This is a genomic window from Neobacillus sp. DHD-1R (assembly GCF_057747995.1).
Window position 1 is genome coordinate 494,006 of record NZ_CM173232.1, and the last position, 20,795, is coordinate 514,800.

The following is a 20,795-nucleotide window of genomic DNA, read 5'->3' on the forward strand; positions in this document are numbered from 1 at the left end:
TAATCTATTTAAATTTAAACATACAGGGAGATGTTTGTAATGTCAGTATTACCAGAAACTATGAAAGCCGTTGTAGCATATGGACCAGAGGATTACCGTGTAGAGGAAAGACCTGTACCTAAAGCAGGTAGGGATGAAGTCGTTATTAAAGTAGAAGCTTGCGGAATTTGCGGAAGTGACTTAAAGGCTTATCATGGATCAGCAATGTATTGGGGCGGAGAAGATCCGTGGTTAAAAGCACCGGTTATTCCTGGACACGAATTCTATGGTATTGTGGCTGAATTGGGAGAAGGTGCTGAGGAAAAATATGGTCTGCAAGTTGGTGATCGCGTAACAACAGACCAAATTAACCCATGTGGAAAATGCAGATTCTGCCAAACAGGAAAGTACTGGATGTGTGAAGTTCATAATATTTATGGATTCCAAAAGAGTGTGGCAGAAGGCGGCTGGGCTGAATATATGAAATTTAGCAGTACTGCGAGAATCTATAAAATTGGTGATGGTGTTACGGCTGAAGAAGCAGCCTTAGTAGAACCAATGGCCTGTGCAGTTCATACCGTTCAAAGAGCATCCATTGAATTTGAAGATGTAGTAGTGCTGGCAGGTGCAGGAACTTTAGGATTATGCATGGCACAACTAATTGCTTTAAAAACACCTAAGAAATTAATCGTATTAGATACAAATGAGAAAAGGTTAGCAACAGCAAAGAAGCTTGGTGCCGATATGGTTATTAACCCATTAAAAGAAGATGCGATCAAAATCGTGAAGGATTTAACAGAAGGTTATGGCTGCGATGTATATATTGAAGCAACAGGAAATCCAACTGGTGCAACACAAGGGCTAGAAATGATAAGAAAGCTTGGCAGATTTGTAGAATTCAGCGTATTCGGCAAAGAGGTAACAGCTGATTGGAGTGTCATCGGTGATAGAAAGGAACTAGATATTAGAGGTTCTCACTTAGGTCCATACACTTACCCGGTTGCCATTGATTTATTTGAACGTAATTTAATTACTTCTGAAGGAATCGTTACACATAGTTATAAAGTGGATGACTTTACAGAAGCTATGGAAATGGCTCATCATCCAGAGGCCATTAAGGTATTATTAAAACCCTAATCAACTATAAAGTTATTAGCATATGAGATTCGACACGTAACAGGCTCAACTAGATAGTGTGAAGGGTGATAAAATGAATTATTTAATTGGTGTTGATATAGGAACCCAAGGTACAAAAGCGGTATTAATTGATCCAAATGGGAAAGTGTTAGCACATAGCTATAAGGGGTATGATGTAGAAACACCCAAGCCATCCTGGGCTCAGCAGTGGCCTGAGCCTTGGGAAGAAGCAACTAATATCACGATTAAATCAGTCGTTGAAAAATCAAATGTAGATCCTGAGAATATTAAAGGTGTTGCTATCAGCAGTTTGTATGGAGGATCTGGAATCCCAGTTGATAAAGATATGGAACCATTAGCACCTTGCTTAATTTGGATGGATCGCCGAGCAGAAGAAGAAGTAAAGTGGGTAGAAGAAAATATCGACCTTGATGAATTATTTGAAGTAACAGGGAACTCCGTCAATTCTTACTTTGGATTTACGAAAATTCTGTGGATGAAAAATCATTTACCAAAAGTTTGGGAAGAAATCGAGTACTTTCTACCTCCTGCACCTTATATCGTTTACAAATTAACAGGAGAAGTTGCTGTTGATTATTCATCGGCAGGAAATATCGGAGGAGTTTTTAACTTAAAGGAAAGAAAATGGTCAAAGGAAATGACTGAAAAATTAGGTATTCCTTTGAGATTTCTCCCTAAAAGAATCGTTGAATGTACAGACATTGTCGGAGGAATTACTGAAGAAGCTGCTGTGAAGACAGGCTTAAAAGCAGGTACCCCAGTCATTTGCGGCGGTGTCGATGCCCCTGTTGCAACAATGGGTGCTGGTGCTCTTGCTGAAGGTAACCATGTAGCTATGCTGGGTACATCCATGTGTTGGGGATTTATTACAGAAACGCCAAACCTATCTCCAAATCTAGTGAGTATGCCGCACTGTGTGGATTCAAGTGAAATCATCTATACTTTCGGAGGAGCAGCCACTGCCGGGGCCATTTTAAGATGGTTTAGAGATGTGATTGGCACTGAAGAATTAGATGTAGAAGGTAAATTAGGCATTAATGCTTATACCTTATTAGATTTACAAGCAAAAGATATTCCAGCAGGTTCTAATGGCTTATTGGTTCTTCCCTATTTCATGGGTGAACGAAGTCCCATTTGGGATAGTAGTGCACGGGGAATGATTCTTGGCCTAAGCTTAGTTCACACGAAGGCCCATTTATATAAAGCGTTCATGGAGGGCGTTGCGTATTCGCTACGTCATAATATGGAAATGGTATTAGGAACAGATGCAAAACTAGATAAAGAGCTGATTATCGTTGGTGGTGGTTCAAAATCTGCGAACTGGCCGCAAATTTATGCAGATGTTACAGGTTATCCAGTTAGAATTATTAAAAATGATGTAGAAGCACCTTTAGGTGATGCAGTGTTGGCAGGGATTGCCACTGGTATCATTCAAGATCCAAATGTATTGAAGGATTGGTTAGAATTTGAAGAGCCCATTCAGCCGAATCCTAAAAATACTAAAATATATAATCAGTACTATGAAGAATATAAGAAATTGTATGTAAATGCAAAAGATATTATGAAGAGTGTAACGAACATCGAAAATCGATAGTAGATAAGGCAGAGTAAAGATGGTCCACAGAAGTGTAAGCATTTTTGGGTTTTCTAGTATAAGCCATGGGGAATGAAAAAACGCTTCCCTAAGATTCTATGAAAAGGAAGTAGGTCCAGATTATTTCATACTAATCCAGCCTACTTTCTTTTTTATAAAAATGATGAAGCGAGTGATTAGATTGTTAGAAGAGCTAAAGAAGAAGGTTTTAGAAGCAAATTTAGAACTGCCAAAGAAAAACCTAGTTATTTATACATGGGGAAACGTGAGTGGAATCGATCGTGAACAAGGACTTGTTGTGATTAAACCAAGTGGTGTTCCCTATGCAGAGTTAAAAGCAGAAGACCTTCCTGTAGTTGATTTAAATGGAAATAAGGTTGAAGGTGAATTAAATCCATCCTCAGATACAGCGACCCACTTAGAGTTATATAAAGCATTTCCTGAAATTGGCGGTGTCGTACATACTCATTCTCCTTGGTGTACGAAATGGGCACAAGCAGGGAGAGCGATCCCTGCTTATGGAACAACTCATGCGGATTATTTTTACGGTGAAATCCCTTGTACTCGTCCATTAACCTCACTTGAGATTGCTAATGATTATGAAAAGAACACAGGCGAGGTTATTATTGAGACATTCAAAGACATGAATCCTCAGTTTACTCCAGGTGTTATTGTTAATAGTCACGGACCCTTTAATTGGGGAAAAGACCCCATAAAAGCTGTTGAAAATGCAGTTATTATGGAGGAAATTGCAAAATTAGCTTACTATACCCAAAGCTTGTCACCAGAGATTGATTCAATTGATGATCATCTACTAGATAAACACTTTTTAAGAAAACATGGTAAACATGCCTATTATGGTCAAGTTCAAGATGCGGGACATTAGAGCAGGGATTGATATTATGCAATATAAATTGGTTGTACTAGATATGGATGGAACGTTACTAGACGATGATCACCAAGTGTCGAATGCTAATAAAGAAATCATTCATAGGTTGATAAGAGAAGGGACCAGCGTTGTATTGGCAAGTGGAAGGCCGTATGAATCAATATACCCTTATGTTAAAGATTTAGGAATTGATTTACCCATCATTGCCGCTAATGGTGCCTTAATTAAACATCCTTTAACAAGTGAAGTACATTATTCTGCAGGCTTACCAATCCATTTAGCCAGTGAAATCGTAGAATTCGGACAAAAAAAAAATTACCCCATTAGTCTATATCTTGAAGGCGAAGTGCACACCTTTAACGAAGGAATGGTAAAGGTACATTGGGAGCTTGAAAAATTAAAAGCTAAGGTCATAGAAAAATTTGAGTGTGAAAAGGATTTATATAAAATCATTTTTGCAAATACTCCTCAAAAAATTGAAGAAGCCTCCAACTATTTAGAGCAAAAATATAAAGGAAAATTGTATATTACCCGTTCAGCGGATATTTATTTAGATGTAATGAATATTAACGTATCTAAAGGAAAGGCGCTCTATCAGCTTATGGATATGCTGCACATTTCATCACATGAAGTGCTCGTAATGGGGAATAGTTTTAATGATATAGCCATGTTTGAGGTTGCTGGTCTTTCAATAGCCATGGGTAATTCCCCTCAAGAAGTAAAGGACGAAGCAGATTTTGTTACTAAGTCTAATAACGAAGATGGCGTTGCTTATGCGTTAGCGACCTTTATAAACATTGTTTAACAATATCTATAGCAGGTAAAAGAAAAAGTTGGGCAGTTCATCGCTCTACTGTGAGAAAGTTACTGCTATGCCGTTTTGGCGGAAATGTATTCCTGACAGGTAGTGCGGTATCGAGTGATATCGGATTTTCACTTAACTAATAATGCTAGCTTTCTGATGGAAGCAGGCCTTCCATATAAAAAGTACCCTTGAGGAGTACTTTTTTCATGCTAATTATTACATCTCTTTTTGGGAGTCTATTTGCCCTTTTTTAGTTTATCCGATACAGATACTCTATATTTAGATCCAACTTCTAAACAAATAGGATCCTACAATTATAATATTTCATTCTCCATTTCTAATTCTGAATGGGCGAATATAGAGGAAATCAGGAAATATCTTAAAGAAAAAATCCAATACGCAGTGGGTTGGCTCGACGGTTCTTTTGCTTTAATTTCCAAGCTTGAAACAGGGAGGCGATACTTTACTCTAGGTTCCAAAAAACTTTAAGGGGATAACCGCTGCAGGAATTGGAACTTTGGGGGTTTTTTAGTAAGATTAAAAAAATTTTAATCTCATTTACTTCTTTTCTCTTCAGATATATTAATATATAGTATTTTATATTAAATGTTAGTATACTTAATATTAAGGTATGAAGAGTAAAGGGTGAGTTAAGATTAGAAATGAACCTCTATATCAACAAATAAAAAATAAAATTAAAGATCAAATACAATCCGGAAAGCTGCGAGTTGGTGACCGGGTTCCTTCTGAAAAAGAGTTAACAGAGGAATACCATGTTAGTCAAATTACTACCAAGAATGCACTTGCTGGTCTAGCGGAGGAAGGAATTGTCGAAAGAATTAAAGGTAAAGGAACGTTTGTTTGCGAAAGCGATCTTACATCAGCGAACAATCCACTGTATAAACAAAAAGGATTAATCGGGCTTATTCTACCTAGCATGAAAACGAAGGTTGAACAGGAGTTTGTAAATTTTATTGAAAAATATGTGTCAAAGAATGGTCATAATCTGATTATAAAAATAACAAGAGAGTCACAATTTGAAGAAGCAGATGCAATTGAGATATTTAGGAAATTGGAAGTTAAGGGAATGATTATTTTTCCTACTGAAAAAGAAAATTATAATGAAGCTGTGTTGAGACTTTCACTGGATAAATTTCCTTTTGTTTTAATTGATAGATATATGGAGAATATTTTAACTTATAGTGTGACGTCTGAAAATGAAGTGGGGACTCTTGAAGCTATTTCATACTTGTTAAATAAAGGACATAAAAATATTGGACTTATCTCTCCAATCATGACAAATACGGTAACGGAAGAAAGAGCAAAGGGTTTTGAAAATGCTTTTCTAAAAAGGAAAACGACCATTAATAAAAATCTATGGCTTACATTGGAATTTGCAGAAATTTCTCGGAATAAAACGCCAAAGTTAATTAAAGAATTCCTTTTAAGTAAACCTGAAATAACAGCCGTGTTTACAATGAATGCTGAATTAGCTTTGTTTACTCATTTAGTCCTAAGCTCGATAAAAAATGAAACGGGCAGAGAGATTGAGTTACTCACATTTGATCCACCTGGTATATCAGGCGTTTCGTTTATAAAGCAGGATATTGATGAATGTAGTAAAAAGACAGTAGAACTCTTACTAGAGCAAATTGATGGTACCTATAATCCAAAAAGAATATATGTGCCAGTCAAACTTAAATCAAGTGAGAATTTAGATGTGTTAGAAACAATCATAAGATAGAGTTATACATTCTATGTAACATAATACTGTATCCAATAAGAATCTTTTTTGTAAGTTGATAAAACCCAAACTTTGACTTAGTTTTTGGTCGAGGTTTGGGTTTTATTTTTTATCCTAATTAGATTATTTTCGTTAAGTAATCTAATTAATTATAGAATGATATATTTTATACTAAATTTAATATATTAATAATAATTTAGTTGTTATAATATATGAATGTAAGCACTTTCAGGAAAAGGGGAATACTTTATATCTTTAGAAATTCCCATAAAGGAGATTTGTAGAATGATGGAAAACGGTATACCAAGAAATGAGTTTCCTCGCCCACAATTTGAAAGAAATGATTGGATGAATTTAAACGGGGAATGGGATTTTAAATTTGATCCTGAGAATAAAGGCGAAACGGAGAAATGGTTTAAAGACACAAAGTTTGATAAAAAAATTATTGTTCCCTTTACATATGAAACAAAAGCTAGTGGCATCGGAGAAGACGTATTTTGTCCAAACATCTGGTACCAAAAAACCATTAAGATTCCTAATGAGTATGTAAAAAAGAAAATTGTCCTTCATTTTCAAGCGGCAGATTATATAACAAAGGTTTGGGTGAATGGAAGTTTTGTAGGAAAAAGAAAGGGTGGCCAAATCGCTTTTTCGTTTAATATTACTGACTATTTAGATGAGACAAATGAATTAACAATTGTCGTTAAAAACGAGGATAGCCAGAGTTGTTTTCAGCCAAGAGGAAAACAAAGGTGGTTAGAAAATAGCTATGAATGCTGGTATGTTCAGACAACGGGAATATGGCAAACTGTATGGCTTGAGTTTTTAAACGAAGCGCATATTGAATCCGTCAAGATAACACCTGATATTGATAGAGAATCCGTTGAGTTTGTGTATGATGTTTCAGGTGACACTAATCAGTCCTTGGTTATAAAGACAACAATATCTTATAAAGGCGAGCTAATTAAATCATTTGAACAAATCGTAACTCGTCGAGTTCAGACCATTAGTACAAATATTGCAAGTGAATTTCATCATTGGAGAGTTCTCCATTGGAGTCCACAATCTCCAAATCTATATGATATTGAATTTACCTTATATAAAAATGGAGTAGAAGTCGATCATGTAAAGTCCTATTTTGGGATGAGGAAAATTTCTATTGAAAATGGTAATGTGTTGCTTAATAACATCCCAATCTACCAAAGGCTCATTTTAGATCAGGGGTATTGGCAGGAATCATATTTAACCCCCCCGTCTGATGAAGCCATTATTGAGGATATAGATAGAACGCTAGAGATGGGTTTCAATGGTGTAAGAAAGCATATGAAAGTGGAGGACCAACGTTTTCTATACTGGGCGGATAAAAAGGGATTACTTGTTTGGTCTGAAATGGCTGCAACCTATGAATTTTCAGATGAGGCTATTCAAAATTTTACAGAAGAATGGATAGAAGTTGTAAAACAGCATTATAACCATCCCAGCATCATAACTTGGACGCCTTTTAATGAATCATGGGGAATTAAAAATATTTATACGGATCGTCAACAACAAGTGTTTACAGAGGGAATCTATTATCTTACAAAAGCTATGGATAGCATGCGGCCTGTTATTGTCAATGATGGATGGGAGCATACGGTTTCAGATATTATTACTTTGCATGATTATGAGGAATATGGTGATAAATTTTTAGAGCGATATACCCTTAAAGAAAAAATAGTTAATAATGAAATAGCTTTTAATAATGCCAAGCATGCTATGGCACAAGGTTATAAATACAAGGGTCAGCCGATCATTTTAAGCGAATATGGCGGGATCGCGTTTGATTCAGAAAAAGGCTGGGGATATGGGAACCAGGTAAAGAGTGAAGCAGACTTTTTACACCGTTATGAATCGATCACCCAAGGAATTAAAAATACACCTTATATATCCGGGTTTTGCTATACGCAGCTTACTGATGTCCAACAAGAAATTAATGGATTATTGACAGAAGATAGAGTACCCAAAGTAGATTTAAAGAACATAAGAACCATTAATAATAAATAATTCCAACACTCTGGATGAAATAAGCTCGTATTTTGGAATGAGAAAAATTTATACAAAAAAGGGGGGGAAACAGGATTTTTGGTTGGTAGGTAAGGGATTAAATAAAAAACAGGGGGAAACAAGATGAGCAAAAAAGTAGTTTCAATGTTTTCGATCATTTTAGTGTTATTAGTTGCATTATCAGGATGTAGTTCAAGTTCTTCAAGTACAAGTGAAGCTAAAAACGAGATTACCTATTGGAATCCATTTACAGGTCCTGATGGTGAAAATATGAAACAAATTGTAAATGAATATAACAAGACAAATCCAAAATATAAGGTGAAAAATGTATCCATTGAAGCAGATGATTTGTATAAAAAGATTCCAACTGTGGTGAACTCGGGAAAAGGGATTCCTGATCTAACCATTGTACATGCTGAGAGGATTAAACAATTTGTTGAAAATGATCTTTTAACACCTTATGATGATAAATTAGCTGATTATCCTGAAATTAAAGCAGAAAACTATGTGCCGGCAGGATGGAAGATTGGTGACATTAATGGAAGCAGATATAGCGTTCCGTTAGACGTACACAGTTTTGTTATGTACTACAATAAAGATTTATTAGAAAAATATGCACCGAATGCGCTTGATGATAATGTTATAACTTTTGATGAAATAAGAGCAGCTGGAGAAAAATCCAAAAAAGACAAGATTACAGGAATTGGTATAACTTGGACTCGGCCCATTTTCTTATCCATTTACAATCAACTTGGTGGAGATATCACTAGCGATGGTGAAACACCAACTCTTAATACTCCAGAAGCTAAGGAAGCACTACAATTATTAAAAGGTCTAATCGATGATAAAATTGCTAACAAGGATGGCGAAGATCCTGGTCAGTTATTTAAATCTGGTAAAGCTATTTTTTATCCAGAAGGTATTTGGATGCAAAATAGTTTAAAAGAATCAAAAAAGTTAACTTGGGGCTTAACAAATTTCCCGCAAATTACACCTGATAAAATCGTGAACTGGACATCGTCTCATCAATTTGTCATGTTTAACGATAAAAATCGCTCAGAAGAAAAAGCAAAGGGTGTCATGGATTTCCTTGAATACGTTCGAGAAAATTCCCTTCCATGGGCTCAAGCCGGACAAAATCCAGCAGCATTAGCAACATTAGAAAATACAGAATATAAAAAATTGCCACAAGCCTTCTTAATTGAAGATCCAGAATTACAGAAAACGCTCAAAATCTTTGATTATAAGTATAATGGCTTTGTAGCTGAAGAAGTTGATAAATTAGTAGGGGATGCTATTTTTGGAAAATTAGATATTGATAAAGGGTTAAAAGCTGCTCAAAAAGCAGTTGAGGATAAGATAGCAACCAATAATAAGAAATAACCAAATTAGGAATTTATATTAATTATTGAGAAATCCTTATAAGCGCTTAAGGATTTCTCTCTCTATTCGATAACTAAAGAATAGGAGTTAAACTATATGATAAATATTGGAGAGGCGAAGGAATTGCATATGTCAGCAGTTCTTGGAAAGAAATATAGAAAAAAACGATCGAATCTATCTCCCTATCTTTACATTGGTCCACATCTCATTTTATTTACCATATTCTTTTTATTCCCCACTTTTTATGGTATTTATATATCCTTTACCAACTGGGATTTAATAGGTGATCCAGAATTTGTAGGACTTGCTAATTATACCGAAATATTATTTAACAAAGATTCTACATTTTATGAACAACTCCATGTTGGGTTAGGTAATACATTCAAATTTGTGCTTTTTACGGTTCCAGCCTGTATAATCGTTCCATTACTTTTAGCAGCAAGTCTTAATATGAAACCCAAGGGATTAAAGTTTTTTCAGGCTTTATTCTACTTGCCTACATTGTTCTCAGTTTCTGCCGTAATGATTATTTTTTATATGCTATTTAGTGTTTCGTTTGGACCGATTAATCATTATCTGAATGTTGACACCAACTGGATAGCAACACAACCATACGCATGGATTACGTTAGTTATTGTAACCGTGTGGTGGACAATTGGTGCAAATATGATTATATATCAGGCCGCACTTAACGGTATTTCAAAAGATTTATATGAAGCGGCATCGATAGATGGTGCAAATAGCATTCAAAAGTTTTTTAGAATTACTCTCCCTAGCATAAGAGCTCAAATATTATATACCCTTGTAATTACGACAATTTCTCAATTTAACGTATACGGACAGCCCCTCATGCTTACAAATGGCGGACCTACGAGCTCGACTTCCGTGTTATTAATGTACATTCAACAAAACGCATTTGGTTCGGGAATTTCTATTGCCGGGATTGGGTCAGCAATGGCTGTAGTCCTTGGTTTATGTATTATGGTCGTATCAGCAATACAATTTATCTTTTTAAGACAACGTGACTAGGAGGTGATTTCCTTGGAGAAAAAAGCAGTTTCAAAATTTGTTTCTATCATTTTTTTATCAATAATGGCACTGATTTGGGTAATTCCTCTCTTGTATACATTCTTTTCTTCATTTAAAAGTGAAGCTGACATTCAATCTAATGCCTTCACGATCCTGCCCATTCATTGGGTTATAGGCAATTATCAAGATGTTCTTTTTCAAAACACAAGTGCCCCAGTAGCCAAGTGGTTTATGAACTCGCTCATTATTTCGGCATCGCAAACGGTGTTGGTTTTAGTCCTTGTTTCATTAGCTGGATATGGATATTCAAGAATGAAGTTCAAGGGAAGAGATGCTATCTTTGTGTTCTTAATGGCAACCATGATGTTTCCGGCAGTTGTAAACCTGATTCCACTCTATAAAATTATTGATGCTTTAGGGTGGGTAAATAACTATTTGGCGGCAATTGTCCCAGGTTCTGCAGCCGTATTTAATATTTTTCTAGTGAAACAATTTATGCAAGGAATTCCGATTGATTTTGATGAATCTGCAAGAGTCGATGGTGCTTCCGATTTTCAAATTTTCACGAAGTTGATTTTACCGTTAATGAGACCAGTGCTGACTGTTGTAGCACTCTTCACATTCACAGCCTCATGGAATGACTTCTTATGGCCATCCATTGTATTTAATGATATTGAAAAAATGCCCATAACCCCAGGTTTACAATTGCTGCAGGGAATGTACGCTCTGGATGTTGCTCACGCTTTAACTGGGGCACTGATCGCGATTGTTCCAACCTTTATTCTTTATTTATTTACACAAAAGTATTTTATGGAATCCCTTTCTTTATCATCAGGAGTTAAAGGGTAATTGGACATATATAATAAACTGTCTCTATAGGAGTGGTGATCATGAATAGAAAACTTGAGAGAAATCTAGTTTTAGCAGGATCGTTATGGCAAATAATATCAGGTCTTCTTACGATATTTGTTTATGCATCCTTTATAAAAAAAGAAGGATTACATGCTTCCTATCATACGGTTGCAAACCTGGAGGCAGCCCAGTCCATTTTCGGTAGTTTATATATGTTTTCGGTTTCCTTTGGTTTGTTCTTTATTATTTTAGGAATTTTAAACTTAGTTTTAGTGAAATCAATGAAAGATGTTAAAACAGAAATAAAAAAACCTATATGGTTTATCGTATTAGGGATACTTTCCTATTTCTTAATGGATATTTTAGGAGCTTTTTTATTTTTATCGGCAGGGATTTTAGCAATTGCTAAAAATAAAACTATATCAAAGCTAGATAACTACCAAGTGCAAAATTAATAGGAGGGGATTTTTCTGAAAAAGATCATGATGATGGTATTTATAGATATCTTTATTTTATCAGCCCCATTAACATCGCTTGCCTATAGTAATCCATTTACATTATCAAATTCTTGGACATGGGATACAGGCGTGTTCTATGGAGAAGGAGACCCCTTTATTTTAAAGTATAACGGTACCTATTATCTATATGTTAGTACCGTAGATGATAAGAGTGGTGTAAAAGCTTGGAAGTCTGAAGATTTGGTGAATTTGGAGTATCACGGCTTAGTTACAGAAGAACCAACAACGAAAGCAGCCTATGCACCGGAGGTTGTTTATTGGAATGGTGAGTTTTACATGTATACATCACCTGGTGGAAATGGGCATTATGTGTACAAAAGTTCAAACCCGTTAGGCCCATTTGTGAAGCAAACAAATAACCTAGGTATGGGGATTGATGGTCATGTTTTTATTGATGATGACGGTAAATGGTATTTTTACAGTACAGGGGATCAAAGAATTGATGCACGTCCCATGTCAGATCCATACACTTTTGGTAAAGCTTCAGACACTGGAGCAAAAATGAATGGTTGGACGGAAGGACCTACCATTGTAAAAAGAAATAGTAAATATTATATGACTTACACTGGAAATCATGTATGGAATAAGGGGTATCGAGTCGATTATGCCATGAGTGAAAGTCCAATTTCTGGTTTTACTCATACCTTTGATCAAAATCCAATTTTGCTAAATTCTGAAGGAGAGAATGTAGGACTAGGACATAATTCAGTTATTAGAGGACCTGATTTGGATTCTGATTATATCGTGTATCACAGTCATGCTAATCCTGGTAGATATTTGAATCTAGATCGAATTGCGTGGAATGGAGATAAAATGCTCGTTCTTGGTCCAACTACAACCGAACAGCCTAATCCCAACTTGCCAGATTTCAGTGAGCGATTCGCTCAGTCTTTATTTGAAGAAAAATGGCAAAATATAGGCGGCGGAAGTTGGAGTGTTACATCAGATATGAAGGGCTGGCTTCAACAATCAACGGTTAATCATGCTAACCTATTTAAACAATTGACAAAGGAATCTACAACGTCTGATTACACGGCAGAGTTTAATATGAAATCCATTGAAAAAGGTTTGAGTAGTGATTCATATTTTGGTGCTGTCTTTTCTTATAAGGATGAAAACAATTATGGATTAGCCGTTTTAAATCCTAATAAAAATCAACTTGTAACGACCTTTTTAGTCAACGGGGTTGAGGTAAAGAAAGAAGTATCAGACCTTCCGGAAGACTATGATTATTCCAAGCTTCACCAAATCAGAGTAGAAAAATCATCTACAACCTTTAAGATATTTGTTGATGGAATGCATAAACAAACATGTGAGGTATCTGAGCTAGATGGAGGGAAGATCGGTTACGCAACATCTGATATTCATGCCGCATTTGGTTATACAGCTTTTAGCAATAAAGTGAACGGAAGTAATGTATATGATGCTTATAAGCCTTTACCAGGAAAGATTGAGGCGGTTCATTTTAATTCAGGTGAGGAAGGCACAGCCTATCATGATACAACCACTGAAGATGCAAAGGGTAAGTATCGAAAGGAATCAGTTGATATAAAAACAAATTCCGAAGGCGGTTATAAGGTAAGTTTGAATGATGCTGGGGAATGGTTGAACTACAATGTTAATATTGCTGCAGATGGTACTTACAATGTAGATCTAAGAGTATCAAAGTCAAGCGACCATGCACAAGTGAAACTAATGTTAGACGACTCGACTGATTTGACAGGTGTTTTAAATATCCCCAAGACTGATGAATGGAAAACCTTTTCGATCGAAGGATTAGATTTACCAAAAGGCAAGCACACACTTAAACTTGTCGTTGTAAATGGAACATTTGACTTGTCTACGATGAATTTTCAAGAGCATAAGCAGGTAAATGAAATCTCAACGGATTTTAATGATGGAACAAGTGATGATTGGGACGAATTAGAAGGGTTTTGGACTGTTAAAACAAATAAACCGAGTTCTTTTGATGCTTATAAACCAATTCCAGGTTCTGTAGGAGCAGCCTACTATATAACTGGTGGAGAAGGGGTTGCTTATCATGATACAACTTCTAAAAATATTGGAGGTGCATTAAGAGGAGATTCTGTTGATATTCGAAATAACCCAAAAGGCGGTACTGCGGTTGGGTGGAATCAAACAGGAGAATGGTTTAAATACAATGTATCAATTAAAGAAGCAGGTCTCTATAATGTCCAAATTAATACTGCAACCACATTTAATGCGGCTAAGGTTCGGTTATGGTTAGATGATGAAATAGACTTAACCGGTGTCCTAGATGTTCCGAACACAAGGGATTGGAACAATTGGCAGCCTGTCATAAAAAGAGGGATTAATTTACCAGAGGGTGAGCATACGATTAAAGTGGAAATCGTAGAAGGAGAATTTGATTTTACTAGTCTTGATTTTTCTTCGTTTGCTATTCATAAGCCAGTGCCGGGAATCATTGAAGCTGAAGATTACAATCTCGGTGGTGAAGGTGTAGGCTTTCATGATAACACAGTAGGAAATAGTGGATCGCGGTATCGTGATGATTCTGTTGATATAAGAGCCGCTCGAGAAGGTGACTACGCCGTAACTCCAAATCAAGCAGGAGAATGGCTGGCGTATAATGTAAACATGGAAGAAGAAGGCACATATGGTCTTGATCTACTTACTTCTGCAATTAAGGACGGAGCGAAGGTAAAGCTCTTGTTAGATGAAAAAATTGATTTAACTGGAGAGATAAGTATTCCAAATACAGGTGATTGGAATAACTGGAGTAACGTTTCATTAAAGAACATTACATTACCAGCCGGTAACCACACTTTAAAGCTAATCACGCAGCAGGGTGAATTTGATATATCTAGATTCGCACTTCATAGATTTGATCACGATAAGAAGTTGCCAGGAAACATAATGGCGGCTGATTATATAACAGGTGGAGAAGGAGTTGCCTATCATGACAATTCGCCTGAGAATATTGGTGGTAAATATAGGAGTGATTCTGTAGATATTCGAAACAATCCTGAGGGTGGTTATAATGTTGGTTGGAATCAAGCTGGAGAATGGTTAAAATATAATGTTGATATAGAAAAAGAAGATAATTACCAGGTAGCTATAAAAGTCGCAACAGAACTTGAGGGAAGCCAAATTAGACTTTGGCTAGATGATACAGTTGATTTAACTGGTATTATTGATGTCCCCAAAACGGGAGGCTGGGATAACTGGGATAGTGTCATTAAAGAAAAAGTATCCTTACCAGCTGGAACGCACACGATAAAGGTCGAGATGGTGAAAGGTGAATTTGATTTAAGAAGTATCAATTTTACTTTAGCAGATGGAAAAGAACCACAAGCAACTGAAGGGGAATACAGTACAGCACCAGGCACGTTTGCAAAGTCTGTAATCGGAGATCGTAGATGGAGAGATTATACAGTAGAAGCTGATGTTAATATTGGAGCTGGGACAGGTGACGGCGGGATTATATTTAGAGTGAATAATCCAGCCAATGGTATCGAGCTAGGTCAAAATAATCCAAACTTTATGCAAGGATATATTGCATATATTAATAAAGAAGGTGTTCATTTAGGGAAGTTTAATTATAATTGGACTTACTTAAAAGGTGCAGACATACGTGAGCCGTTACACACATGGCAGCATATGAAAGTTGTTGCGAAAGGAACAAATATTAAGATATTTGTTGGAGATATGGATACTCCTAAAATAGATTATACAGACAACAGCAGCACTCCGTTTACTCAAGGAAAAGTGGGACTTCGATCCTACTATAATAACTCGAAATTTGATAATTTTATTCTAAAACCAATCGAGGTAACCCATACTTCAATGAAAAACACTCTTGATTTGATGTTAGAATCTGGTGATGTTGATCATAATCTGTATAAAATATTAACAAATAAGTTAAAGCAGTCAAAGGAACATCTTGAAAAAGGAAATTTCACTCAATCGATTAAACATCTTGATGATTTTCGAGAGTTTGTTGAGAAAGATAAAAGTATATCAGAACATTTCAAACAGTTACTCGAGGAAGATGCTGTTAAGTTGTTAAGGAACATAGAAATAAGTAACCGTTGATTGGCATGGGTCTGCGGGAAAGTGAGAAGTTCTGAAGGGAGTTATGCGTGAATTGAGCGCTTATTTCTTTCGGAAAGCCGTTCTAGAAAACATGAAAACCACCCTACGCTGCCGCAAGCAAAAGGGTGGTTCTCTCAATTAGTATCAGCATGAAAAGAACAAATTATAGCCTTTGATGGCAAGATTGCATTAAAATACCTCAAACCTGTCTGAATGAGCCACCGATTCGGACACGATGGCATTAAAATACTTGGAGAAGATGTGAATTGGCACCTATCCTTGATGGATTTCGTTTCCTTCCACTGGACAAATTCCCCGCTATTCGATTCGTTCTATCGATAATTTTTGCTATTCCAGAAAACTACTATCTTTTTTTAGCCTTATATTTGATATAATTAATCTCGGCCGCAGCTAGGCCTGCATCCCTTTACATACAAGGGGGCAGGGACTATTTTTGGCCATTTTAATGTGTGTTGAACCAAAAGTCATTATCAAACTTTTAAAATAATTCTATATTAAAAAAGGTTTTATGAAAGGATAAAAAAATGGACAACGAAGAATTGCTGAAAAAGCAGATTGGTAAAACGAAACGTTCTAATAGAAATCCTAGTATTGAATTATTAAGAATCATTTCGATGTTGATGATTTTGGGATTACATTATTTAGGACATGGTGGTATTTTATATGGTAGTCAAAAGTATAGCTTAAACTGGGTTATGGGTTGGGGGATTGAGGCTTTATGTATTGTAGCTGTAAACTGTTATGTCCTCATCAGTGGTTATTTTTTAATTCATTCTACATTTAATATAAAGAAGATGGTTCGATTATGGTCAGAAGTTTTATTTTACTCTATATTGATCTATTTCCTTGTGTTGATGTTTGGCTTTAAAACATTCACTACCATGGATTTCATTCATTCCATATTGCCAGTCCTTACGAGTCAGTATTGGTTTGTAACGACATATATAGGTCTTTATCTACTATTTCCGTTTCTTAATAAGTTGCTTAAATCGCTATCGCAGAAGCAGCATAAGGCTTTCATTTCAGTCTTACTCCTGCTATTTTGTCTGTGGCCTACCTTTTTTCCTTTTGTCGCTACGTTAGATGGTACCGGAGGATACGGGATCATTTGGTTTGTCTGTTTGTATGTAATAGCAGCATACATCAGGTTATACGATTGTGCTAATCTTAAAAGTCGAACCTATTTTGTTATCTATTTAGTAGTCTCTTTATTAATGCTTTTATCAAAGATAGGGATTGGCAAATACGGATTGGTGTTGGGACATGGATATCGGTTTGATTATATTTTTTATCGATACAATTCGGTAACGGTACTCATTTGTTCGGTCACTTTATTTCTTTGCTTTTTGAACATGAAATTACCTAACGGGAAACTTACTGGATTCATCCCAAAGGTATCAGGCCTAGCGTTCGGTGTCTATCTCATTACGGAACAAAGTTCATTTAGAAATGTACTGTGGGGGAATCTTCTGCATGTAGATCGATATGCCAATTCTCCATACTTACTCATTCATTTTATCATTGTCGTTTTATCTGTTTTTACTGTTTGCGTTGTGATTGAATTTTTAAGAAAAACGCTATTTGAAAAAGTGGAAGCTATGAAAGTTTTCCGCTGGTTAAATAAGATAGCGGTGGATAGTCGTTATAAATTGAAAAGTAGAATCGTTAAGTTTTGATCATGATTATTAAATCTGGAAGCAAAAGAATCCTCTATGGGCGTTACCATAGGGGATTTTTATAGCTGATAGTTTGGACCGTGAGAACTTGCTATTTTTTAGAAAATTATGTCGATTTTCTAGGGAGTTGCGTTATAATAATAGGTATTAAAATACTTTGGAGGTTTAAAGTGATGAAGCGAATAGTGTTACGTATGCTGGCGTTTGGTTTGACGCTGGCGCTAGTGCTTGCTGGCTGCGGGCAGCAGGAAGATAAGGGGAGCCAGTCTTCAGGTTCGGAAAAGAAGTCTTCTGAAGAGGTTTCTGTTGATATTGGGATGTTAAAGTTAACGAGCTCGGCTCCGCTATTTATAGCAATTGATAAGGGATTTTTTAAAGAAGAAGGAATTAAAGCGAATGTAAAATGGTTTGAGGCAGCTCAGCCGATTGCGGTTGCAACTGCAGGAGGAAGTGTGGATGTTGGGGCCACTGGCATTTCCGCTAGTCTTTATAATATGGTAGCGGGCGGGCAAAAACTTTGGATCGTGGCAGATAAAGGCCGTGAAGCGAAGGGGTTTTCATCATCAGCCTTGCTGGTACCAAAGGATTCAGACGTTAGCTCTCCAAAAGACCTAAAAGGGAAGAAAATTGGGATTACTCAAACCGGTTCCACTTTTCACTATATGGCAGGCAGAATTTTAGAAAATCATGGTCTTTCATTAAAAGACGTTCAATTAGTACCGCTTAACAGCATTAAAGGTTTGATGGAAGCGTTGAACAGTAAGCAAGTAGATGCTGTTATTTTAAATGAGCCGAATATTTCCACGGTTGTTCAAGAAGGCTATGGGAAAGTGATCACCCAAGTGGGAGATGAAATGGATTACCAAACTTCCGGCGTCTTCTATTCACCAAAGTTTGCCGAAAATAAAGATACTGCCGTCCGCTTTTTAAAGGCGTATGCAAAGGCTACCCGTTACTACTATGATGCCGTATTAACCACAAAAGACGGTAAAGTGGTTCCAGGTGCGAACTATGATGAAGTCGTGAATATCATCGCCAAATATGTGGACCAGGATCCAGAACTGATTAAAAAAGGTCTTCCCTATATCGATCCAGATGGCAAATTGTTAGAAAAGGATATTCAAACTCAAATAGATTGGTATGCGAAGGAAAAACTGATTGATAAAGCCATCGACGCAAAAGAAATTGTGAATACCAAATTACTTGAGGAAGCATTAAAGCAGTAAGGAAGTGACAACATGAGAGTCGTCATTGAAAATGTTGAAAAACGATTCACTGATACGAAGAAAAATGAAGTAACCGCACTGAAGAATATTAATTTTTCCATAGAGGAACAAGAGTTTGTTGTACTGGTTGGACCGAGCGGCTGCGGCAAATCGACCTTGCTGAATATTGTCGGGGGATTGCTGTCGCCAAGTCAGGGTGAGGTCTATTTTGAAGGTGGGCAGGAGAAAGAACCATCCTTAGGAATTGTGTTTCAAGAAATTGCCCTCCTGCCATGGCGGACTGTTTATCAGAATGTCATTTATGGTTTAGAGGAAAGAGGCATGAGCAAAAAGGAATGTAAGGAAATCGGTCAGCATTATATTGATATGGTGGGCCTGACCGGTTTTGAGAAGTCTTATCCAAAACAGCTTTCCGGAGGGATGAAGCAAAGGGCAGGCATCGCCCGGGCCCTCGCGGTCGAACCTGATTTGCTGCTGATGGATGAACCATTTTCAGCATTGGATGCGCAGACACGTACGATCATGCAGGAAGAATTACTAACCATTTGGAATCGTACGAAATTAAGTACGCTCTATGTTACCCATAATATTCAAGAAGCCGTGTATTTGGCTGACCGAGTCATTGTCTTGTCGCGGCATCCCGGTGAAATCAAAGAGATTATCCAGATTGATCTTCCAAGAATGGGTCGTGACCAAGAACAATATCGCCAGCAATTTGAGCAATACGCAGACCAGATTTGGAATTTGATCCGTCATGACGCTCAAGCAGCATTGAAGGAGGCGTAAGAGATGGAAAAAACAACAAAGAAGGTTATCAAAAATCGTGTTGCCTTCCTGGAACAAAAAATTCCAGGTTATGTTTCGGTTGCTGGGATTACCGTTCTGCTGCTTCTCTGGGAGTTAGTTTGCCAATTAAATATCGTGCCGCCGCTATTTTTGCCGGCTCCATCAGCGATTATTATGGATGGCTGGGAAATGATTAGCAGCGGGGAATTGTTTAAAAATTTAGGTGCCAGCTTGTACCGGATTCTTGGCGGCTATGCCATTGGGGCCGTATTGGGGATTCTTGTCGGGCTTATGCTTGGTTTTTCCAAATGGGCGGATGCGGTGTTTACACCGATTGTTTATTCGATCTATCCGATTCCAAAAATTGCCCTATTGCCGTTAATTATTCTCTGGTTTGGGATTGGCGAAATGCCAAAAGTAGCGATTATTGCACTCGGGGTATTTTTCCCTGTATTGATTAATACCTTTTCCGGTGTGAAAAGTGTCGACCCGATTCTGATTAAAGCAGCAGTTACATTCGGTTCTAATCATGTGAACGTGATTCGTAAGGTTATTTTACCAGGGGCGCTGCCCACGATATTTGCCGGTTTAAAACTTGCGGCCGGCACCGCCCTTCTGCTGCTCGTTTCAGCAGAAATGATCGCGGCACAATACGGAATCGGGGCCATGGTCCTTCACTACGGCAACCTCATGATCACCACCAAACTAATGGCCGGTGTCCTCCTCTTATCTTTATTGGGATTATTATTTAACAGAGGACTGCAATGGCTTGAACGAATCTTGATTCCTTGGAAGTAGGAAGCAGAATGACGAAAATACCGGTGCCTGTCACGCCTCGGATTTTGTCGAAGATTGACAGAGCACGGGTACGGTTCTCTTAGGGGATTTTTTGCACGTAAAAAGGTACAACTAGCGGGTAAGGGCTAGTTGTGCCTTTTTGCTATTTTTGGCGGACCATGGGGACGGTTCTCCTGGCAAATGAGTGAACTCTTTCCCGCACGTATTCTTAAGAAGT

At 37.0% G+C, this 20,795-nt stretch carries 15 protein-coding genes and 1 pseudogene; all 16 read left to right on the forward strand.

All coding sequences use genetic code 11. From position 1 onward, the window contains the following. Nucleotides 1–39 precede the first annotated feature (39 nt). The 16 genes and pseudogenes from AC3ANL_RS02365 to AC3ANL_RS02440 all read left to right on the forward strand — a co-directional run bounded on the left by AC3ANL_RS02365 (nucleotide 40) and on the right by AC3ANL_RS02440 (nucleotide 20,578). Nucleotides 40–1,116: an alcohol dehydrogenase catalytic domain-containing protein gene (locus AC3ANL_RS02365; protein WP_488327684.1), complete on the forward strand. Its 1,077-nt coding sequence runs from the start codon at nucleotides 40–42 to the stop codon at nucleotides 1,114–1,116. A 73-nt stretch (nucleotides 1,117–1,189) separates the two neighbouring features. Continuing rightward, the gene (locus tag AC3ANL_RS02370) at nucleotides 1,190–2,731 is read left to right on the forward strand and encodes an FGGY-family carbohydrate kinase (protein WP_488327685.1); all 1,542 of its coding nucleotides are present in this window, start codon (nucleotides 1,190–1,192) and stop codon (nucleotides 2,729–2,731) included. A gap of 181 nt (nucleotides 2,732–2,912) precedes the next feature. After that, the gene (locus tag AC3ANL_RS02375) at nucleotides 2,913–3,617 is read left to right on the forward strand and encodes an L-ribulose-5-phosphate 4-epimerase (RefSeq protein ID WP_488329644.1); all 705 of its coding nucleotides are present in this window, start codon (nucleotides 2,913–2,915) and stop codon (nucleotides 3,615–3,617) included. A 16-nt stretch (nucleotides 3,618–3,633) separates the two neighbouring features. Continuing rightward, complete coding sequence (locus AC3ANL_RS02380) at nucleotides 3,634–4,425, forward strand: Cof-type HAD-IIB family hydrolase (RefSeq protein ID WP_488327686.1); 792 nt, start codon at nucleotides 3,634–3,636, stop codon at nucleotides 4,423–4,425. A 721-nt stretch (nucleotides 4,426–5,146) separates the two neighbouring features. Then, nucleotides 5,147–5,227 (forward strand): annotated as a pseudogene (locus AC3ANL_RS02385) (hypothetical protein); the annotation flags it as partial. A 135-nt stretch (nucleotides 5,228–5,362) separates the two neighbouring features. Beyond that, the gene (locus AC3ANL_RS02390; RefSeq protein ID WP_488327687.1) at nucleotides 5,363–6,169 is read left to right on the forward strand and encodes a substrate-binding domain-containing protein; all 807 of its coding nucleotides are present in this window, start codon (nucleotides 5,363–5,365) and stop codon (nucleotides 6,167–6,169) included. 285 nt (nucleotides 6,170–6,454) lie between these two features. Continuing rightward, nucleotides 6,455–8,212: a glycoside hydrolase family 2 protein gene (locus AC3ANL_RS02395; RefSeq protein WP_488327688.1), complete on the forward strand. Its 1,758-nt coding sequence runs from the start codon at nucleotides 6,455–6,457 to the stop codon at nucleotides 8,210–8,212. A 123-nt stretch (nucleotides 8,213–8,335) separates the two neighbouring features. Next, nucleotides 8,336–9,595, forward strand: a complete 1,260-nt coding sequence (locus tag AC3ANL_RS02400) for an ABC transporter substrate-binding protein (protein ID WP_488327689.1) — start codon at nucleotides 8,336–8,338, stop codon at nucleotides 9,593–9,595. Nucleotides 9,596–9,691: 96 nt separating this feature from the next. Further along, entirely contained in the window at nucleotides 9,692–10,624 is a 933-nt protein-coding gene (locus tag AC3ANL_RS02405; protein WP_488327690.1) for a carbohydrate ABC transporter permease, read from the forward strand. Nucleotides 10,625–10,627: 3 nt separating this feature from the next. After that, nucleotides 10,628–11,473, forward strand: a complete 846-nt coding sequence (locus AC3ANL_RS02410; protein ID WP_488327691.1) for a carbohydrate ABC transporter permease — start codon at nucleotides 10,628–10,630, stop codon at nucleotides 11,471–11,473. Nucleotides 11,474–11,514: 41 nt separating this feature from the next. Beyond that, on the forward strand, nucleotides 11,515–11,931 hold the full coding sequence (locus tag AC3ANL_RS02415) for a hypothetical protein (RefSeq protein ID WP_488327692.1): 417 nt from the start codon (nucleotides 11,515–11,517) through the stop codon (nucleotides 11,929–11,931). 27 nt (nucleotides 11,932–11,958) lie between these two features. Beyond that, nucleotides 11,959–16,071 (forward strand): carbohydrate-binding protein, encoded by a 4,113-nt coding sequence (locus AC3ANL_RS02420; RefSeq protein ID WP_488327693.1) that lies wholly within the window; start codon nucleotides 11,959–11,961, stop codon nucleotides 16,069–16,071. A 545-nt stretch (nucleotides 16,072–16,616) separates the two neighbouring features. Then, complete coding sequence (locus tag AC3ANL_RS02425) at nucleotides 16,617–17,768, forward strand: acyltransferase (RefSeq protein ID WP_488327694.1); 1,152 nt, start codon at nucleotides 16,617–16,619, stop codon at nucleotides 17,766–17,768. A 173-nt stretch (nucleotides 17,769–17,941) separates the two neighbouring features. Further along, complete coding sequence (locus tag AC3ANL_RS02430; RefSeq protein ID WP_488327695.1) at nucleotides 17,942–18,994, forward strand: ABC transporter substrate-binding protein; 1,053 nt, start codon at nucleotides 17,942–17,944, stop codon at nucleotides 18,992–18,994. 12 nt (nucleotides 18,995–19,006) lie between these two features. Continuing rightward, nucleotides 19,007–19,780: an ABC transporter ATP-binding protein gene (locus AC3ANL_RS02435; RefSeq protein WP_488327696.1), complete on the forward strand. Its 774-nt coding sequence runs from the start codon at nucleotides 19,007–19,009 to the stop codon at nucleotides 19,778–19,780. A 3-nt stretch (nucleotides 19,781–19,783) separates the two neighbouring features. Continuing rightward, complete coding sequence (locus AC3ANL_RS02440; RefSeq protein WP_488327697.1) at nucleotides 19,784–20,578, forward strand: ABC transporter permease; 795 nt, start codon at nucleotides 19,784–19,786, stop codon at nucleotides 20,576–20,578. Nucleotides 20,579–20,795 lie beyond the last annotated feature (217 nt).